This is a genomic window from Streptomyces longispororuber, assembly GCF_014656095.1.
Taxonomy (GTDB): domain Bacteria; phylum Actinomycetota; class Actinomycetes; order Streptomycetales; family Streptomycetaceae; genus Streptomyces; species Streptomyces longispororuber.
In genome coordinates, this window is sequence record NZ_BNBT01000266.1 from 1 (window position 1) to 5,327 (window position 5,327).

7 protein-coding genes are annotated in these 5,327 nt (G+C 71.1%); 5 read left to right on the top strand and 2 right to left on the bottom strand.

What is annotated here, in order from left to right; all coding sequences use genetic code 11:
- Nucleotides 1–106: 106 nt before the first annotated feature.
- Complete coding sequence (locus IE330_RS37560) at nt 107–673, bottom strand: SigE family RNA polymerase sigma factor (protein WP_190140673.1); 567 nt, start codon at nt 671–673, stop codon at nt 107–109.
- Between the two features lie 119 nt (nt 674–792).
- On the opposite strand from IE330_RS37560, the gene IE330_RS37565 reads away from it, so the two are divergent.
- Both IE330_RS37565 and IE330_RS37570 read left to right on the top strand, forming a co-directional pair.
- Nucleotides 793–1,644: an alpha/beta fold hydrolase gene (locus IE330_RS37565; RefSeq protein ID WP_229926214.1), complete on the top strand. Its 852-nt coding sequence runs from the start codon at nt 793–795 to the stop codon at nt 1,642–1,644.
- Complete coding sequence (locus tag IE330_RS37570) at nt 1,641–2,168, top strand: hypothetical protein (protein WP_190140674.1); 528 nt, start codon at nt 1,641–1,643, stop codon at nt 2,166–2,168. Before IE330_RS37565 ends, IE330_RS37570 begins: the two co-directional genes overlap by 4 nt.
- Nucleotides 2,169–2,863: 695 nt before the next feature.
- Here IE330_RS37570 and IE330_RS37575 read toward each other — a convergent pair.
- Nucleotides 2,864–3,352, bottom strand: a complete 489-nt coding sequence (locus IE330_RS37575) for a winged helix-turn-helix transcriptional regulator (RefSeq protein WP_190140675.1) — start codon at nt 3,350–3,352, stop codon at nt 2,864–2,866.
- Between the two features lie 87 nt (nt 3,353–3,439).
- Between IE330_RS37575 and IE330_RS37580 the strand changes: the two genes are divergently transcribed.
- From IE330_RS37580 to IE330_RS39530, 3 genes are all read left to right on the top strand, one after another.
- A complete protein-coding gene (locus IE330_RS37580; RefSeq protein WP_190140676.1) occupies nt 3,440–4,141 on the top strand; it encodes an SDR family oxidoreductase in 702 nt (233 codons plus the stop codon).
- Between the two features lie 141 nt (nt 4,142–4,282).
- On the top strand, nt 4,283–4,708 hold the full coding sequence (locus IE330_RS37585) for a tautomerase family protein (RefSeq protein WP_190140677.1): 426 nt from the start codon (nt 4,283–4,285) through the stop codon (nt 4,706–4,708).
- A gap of 371 nt (nt 4,709–5,079) precedes the next feature.
- The coding region (locus IE330_RS39530) for a hypothetical protein (RefSeq protein WP_229926215.1) at nt 5,080–5,327 on the top strand (248 nt) is incomplete at its 3' end.

The window sequence follows — 5,327 nt, forward strand, 5'->3', positions numbered from 1 at the left end:
GCCCGCGGCGCGGCGTCGGGCCCGGCGCCGCGCGCCCCGCGCGCGCACCTGGGCCGCGCTCGGCAGCCGTACGGGCACGTCCTGGAGGAGTTCGTCGACCTTCGTGTCAGCCATGGCTCGTTACCTCCTCGGTGGCGGGCAGGGAGCGGCCCGCGCCGGTGTCCTCGTCGTCGTTCAGGCGGGCGCCGAGCACCTTGCGCGCCCGGCTCAGCCGGGTGCGCACCGCGCCGTTCGAGGCGCCCGTCTCCCGGGCGACCTGCTCCACCGGCAGGTCGAGGAGGTGGTGCAGCACCACCACCTGCCGCTGTTGGGGCGGCAGTTCACGCAGCGCCGCCACCAGCGCGACCCGGTCCGGTGACAGCGCCGGCTGGTCCGCCTGCGGGCCGTGGCGGAACTGGGCGCGCACCCGGTTGCGCGTCCGCCGCCAGGTGCTGATGGCGAGGCGGGCGGCCACGGTCCGCACCCAGGGCAGCGGATCCTCGCCGTCGCCCGTGAGCCGGCTCCAGCGCTGCCATGCCCGTACGTACGCCTCCTGGACGGCGTCCTCCGCCTCCGCGAGGTCGCCGGTCATCGCGTACACGGCGGCGACGACGCGCTTGGCCGTCGCGGCGTAGAACACGTCGAACTCCTCCGCCCGCCGCGCGGCATCTGATGTCTCTCCGCGGTGCCCCATCGTCCCCCGTTCCGTCGCCCGGTCGTTGTCTCTGCCTGGTACACGCCCGCCGGGCGGGCGATGTTACGGCCGCGATGGACGGGATGTGTGCGAGAGGTGAAGGTGGACAGGTGGATCACATGATTGACCTCGGTTTCTTCGCTCGCGGATACGGGCCCGCACCGCGTCAGGAACGCCCGGCCATGGTCCTCGTCCACGGCCTCGGGCTCTCGGGACGCTACTTCGTGCCGCTCGCGCGCCGGCTGGCCGCGCGCGGGCACAGCGTGGTGGTGCCGGACCTGCCGGGCAACGGGCGCTCGCGGGCCGCCGTGCGCCGCGCCCTCGACATCGGGCAGCTCGCCGACGCCCTGGCCGGCCTCCAGCGGCGTACGCTCCCGGGCCCGAGCGTGCTGGTGGCCAACTCGGTCGGCTGCCAGGTGGTCGCCGCCCTGGCCGCGCGCCACCCCGACCTGGTGAGCCGGCTGGTCCTCGTCGGGCCCGCGCTCCAGCCGGGCGCCGCCGCCTGGCGCCAGTGCGGACGCCTCGTCGCGGACGCGCCCAGGGAGCCCCTCAGCCTGCTCGGCCTGGCCGCGTTCGACTACCTGGTGACCGGCCCGCTGCGCTGCGCCGCGTCCTTCCGCCGGGCACTGCGGGACGCGGCCGGATCGTTCGAGGTGAACCTGTCGCAGGTCCGCGCGCCCACACTCGTCGTACGAGGAGCGGGTGACACCATCGCCTCCGGCACCTGGACGCGGCGCGTGGCGGACCTGGTCGCCGACGGACACACGGCGGCCATCCCCGGCGCGGCCCACGCGGCGCATTACAGCGCGCCGGACGCCTTGGCCGCTCTGATCGGGACGTTCATGGCGGAAGAGGCCGAAGAACCGGAGAGGGCCATGGAGCCGGGGAAGGCCGGAGAGCCGGGGAAGGCCGCGCAGCCGGGGAAGGCCGGCTCGACGGGAGAGGCGGAAGAGATGGGAGAGGCCCGATGACGTCCTCGAAGGCATCCCCCGACACAGCGTCCGGGCACACGAAGCACCCCTCCCCCTGGCTGCGGCTGCTGCCCGGCATCTCCCCCAAGCGGCGGGGCTTCATCCTCGCCTGGTGGGGCTTCGCCCTCACCTTCGGCGGGATGCGCCTGCTGACCTGGCTCATCCACATCGACGTGGCCGGGGTCGGCGACATGCAGGCCGGCGGTGTCCACATCCACCACTACGTCTGGGGCATCCTGCTCCTCACGCTGGTGGGCGCGGCCGGCCTCACCGACCGGTCGGCGCGGGCGCGCGCCTGGATGGGGCTGGCCTACGGGGTGGGCCTGGCCCTCGTCGTCGACGAGGCGGCGCTGCTGATCAGCCTGGAGGACGTGTACTGGGACACGGAGGGCGGCATCAGCATCGCTCTGGCCATCGCCGTGATCGCCGTCGCCGGAAGCGTCCTCGCCTTCACCAGCGGACGGCGCGCCTCCGCGGGCGACCGGGACGAGGGGCCGGCGGACGACGAGGGGGGCGACGGCTAGGTTCTGTCTCTTTGGTCAGCGTCGGGGCCATATGAGGATGGCGGATAAAGGCTCTTCCGCAGGTTCCCAGGGCGACCTTCCGTCGCTCGAAGTGGCCGAGGAAATCCTCCCATTCTTCGTCGGTCGGCACTCTGTACTCTTCGGCGGGACGAAGAGCTCGACGGCGGGTAATGAAGGCCCGGTGGCCGTTAATACCCCCCGGGTAGACCGCTTTGCAGCCCATTGTCGTATTGATGCCCTTGTGTCCGCAGACGAATGCGGGCCCGGTGTCGGTGGGCGCGCCACGCCTACTGACTTCACGTTACTGCGGGCGTGGCGCGGGTCTGCGCCATGCCCGGGGCGCCCGCCTGGCGTGTGGGGTTGTGACATCGAGGCAGGCGGTCAGGGGGTCTGCCGCTCAGGTGGTCTCGGTGGCGGCGGCAGGCTTGGTCTTGCCGGTGCTGCCGAGGACGAGCAGCGTGAGGATGGCCAGGGTGCCGCCGATCTCGAAGATGCCCTCCTTCTCCCGACAGTCGAAGTAGTGGTCGACGGTGTCCCAAGACGGGCACCATGACGCTCGCCCTGACCGTAACGGCGTACTACCGCGACACCAGCACTGTTCTCTTCGAGAAGCCGCCGTTCAGCCAGGAAGTTCACGCCCGAACCATGGCACCACGCGCCGCGCGAGGCGCCCGGACCTGCGGCGCGGCCCGCTCTCAGTCGTGCCGCCAGGCGGGGTTGAGCCGGATCTCCATGTCCGTGGACGGCGTCTCCGGCGCCGGGTCGGCGGTCACGCGGACCCGTACGGCGCGCCCGGTCGCGGTCTCGACGAACGACAGCGGCGGGCGGCCCCCCTGCAGGTACTTGTCGCCCCACTGCATCAGTGACAGGAAGACCGGCAGCAGGTCCTCGCCGGCGGCGGTCAGCCGGTACTCCTCGCGGGCCCGCCGACCCGGTTCCTGGTAGGGGGCACGCGCGACGACGTGGGCGGACTCCAGTTGTTTGAGGGCCCGTGACACCGCGGGCGCGGAGGTGCCGATCCGGGTCACGAAGTCCTCGAACCGCGTGGTGCCGTAGAAGCATTCGCGGACGATCAGGAACACCGTCTTGGTGCTCAGCAGGTTCAGCACGCGCTCCGCCGAGCACCCGTCGCCGATCGACCAGGCGTCCCGGTCGCGCAGCCGCTCCTCGAACTCCATCGCCATGACGACAGTGTAACTAACGCTTGCGTTACTCAGTGGTCTCGTGGTTCCGTCTCACTAACGACGACGTTACTCAGATGGAGGCGGGCAATGGCTTCGGTAGCGGGCAGGGTGGCCGTGGTGACCGGTGGGAGGCGCGGGCTCGGCGCGGCACTCGTGGACGAACTGCTGGCGCGCGGCGCCCGCAAGGTGTACTCCACCGCGCGTGCGGCGTACGCCGACGGCCGCCGGGAGGTGGTCACCGCCGAGCTCGAGGTCCGCTCGGCGGAGTCGGTCGCCGCTCTGGCGGAGGTCGCCGCCGACGCGGAGCTCGTGTTCAACAACGCCGGTGTCCTGTTGCCGTCCGCCCTGCTGACCGGGGACGTCGCGAACGCCGTCGAGACGTTCGACGTCAACGTCTTCGGACCACTGCGGGTGGCGCGGGCGTTCGCGCCGGTCCTGGCCGCCAACGGCGGGGGCGCACTGGTGAACATGCACTCCGTACTGTCCTGGCTGGCCGGCAGCGGCGCCTACGGGGCCTCGAAAGCCGCGGCGTGGTCGGTGACGAACTCCCTGCGGCTGGAACTGGCACCCCAGCGCACCCACGTCGTCGGCGTGCACGCCGGGTTCATCGACACCGACATGGTCTCCGCCGTCGAACGGCCGAAGAGCACGCCCGCCGAGGTCGCCGCGCGGATCCTCGACGGCCTGGAGGCCGGCGCCACGGAAGTGCTCGCCGACGACGTCTCCGCCACCGTCAAGGCGGCGCTCTGCGGCCCCGTGGAACACCTGACGTTCTCGGCCGCGGGCTGACCCCTCTCGGCAGTGAACTGACCTTCCCCCGTTGCCCGCGAGTCGGCTTTCTGTGTCGCCCGCGAGCCGACCTCCCCTGATGCCTGCTGATACCCGCGGGCCGACATCCCTTCCCGCCAGACCGAGGAGCACGAAACCGCCATGCCGCTGTGGACCGTTCACCACACCCCTGGAATCCTCACCCGCGACGACAAGAGCCGGCTCGCCGCCCGCATCACCGACCACTACGAGAAGGTCGGACTGCCCCGGTTCTACGTGGTCACCCTGTTCCACGAAACCCGGCCCGAGGACTTCTACGTCGGCGGACGGCCCGCCCCGGCCGGGATACGCATCACCATCGACCACATCGCCCGGCGCAACCCCGACCAGGAGACCCGCCGCCGGACCGCCCGGTGGATCAACGAGATACTGCGGCCCCACCTCGAGCGGCACGCGGACCTGCACTGGGAGTTCCACGCCGACGAGACCAGCAGGGACCTGTGGATGATCAACGGAATCGTGCCGCCCCCGGAAGGTTCCGAGGCCGAGAAGACCTGGGCGCAGCAGAACTCGACGTCTCCCTACTGACCGCTCCGCACCGACAGCTACATACTGCGTCCCCGGCCGTACTGCGTCCCGCCACGGGACCCTGGCTTGGTCGCCGTGCGCTCCATACCGGCACGGATCGACACCGAACTTCAATGGCTCTGCTTCCCTGGCAAGTCGGCGTGTTGATCCTGAGGTCACGGCGCGGTGTCTTCTTCCGCGGTGCCATCGTTGCCGTGGCGTCTGGACAACAACAGCTCCGTGTCTTCTGGCGGGGGCCGGACTACCGGATCCGTACCATCCACCGCGACACACCGCAGAGCAGTTGGTCCGCTGTGTAAGCACTTGGTCCGACGCGGGCGACACGTGACCAGAGCTGCAATTTCACGGCGGCTTCGTTCCCCGACAACAGCGTGTCCCTGTTCTGGCGCAACTTTGCGGGCGACCGTCCCATGGAGGGCTGCTTCTATGACACCGGCACTCTGACACCGGCCCGGCAGATTTCCACGGCGCAGGCACTCATCGGCCAGGCGCAGCGCCTGTGGAGTCTGCCGGGACCGGTGCACGGCGAAGCAATCGAGCGCGTCAGTGACGCGCTCACGGTTGCCCGGGAGGCAGCGGGCGCGGCTCCCGTCCACCGACGTGAGCTGGCGCAGTGGAC

What these genes read in the sequence shown, in the direction of transcription:
- IE330_RS37570 (WP_190140674.1), top strand. Translation starts at nt 1,641, where the DNA reads ATGACGTCCTCGAAGGCATCCCCCGACACAGCGTCCGGGCACACGAAG.
- IE330_RS37585 (WP_190140677.1), top strand. Translation starts at nt 4,283, where the DNA reads ATGCCGCTGTGGACCGTTCACCACACCCCTGGAATCCTCACCCGCGAC.
- IE330_RS37565 (WP_229926214.1), top strand. Translation starts at nt 793, where the DNA reads ATGATTGACCTCGGTTTCTTCGCTCGCGGATACGGGCCCGCACCGCGT.
- IE330_RS37560 (WP_190140673.1), bottom strand. Translation starts at nt 673, where the DNA reads ATGGGGCACCGCGGAGAGACATCAGATGCCGCGCGGCGGGCGGAGGAG.
- IE330_RS37575 (WP_190140675.1), bottom strand. Translation starts at nt 3,352, where the DNA reads ATGGCGATGGAGTTCGAGGAGCGGCTGCGCGACCGGGACGCCTGGTCG.
- IE330_RS37580 (WP_190140676.1), top strand. Translation starts at nt 3,440, where the DNA reads ATGGCTTCGGTAGCGGGCAGGGTGGCCGTGGTGACCGGTGGGAGGCGC.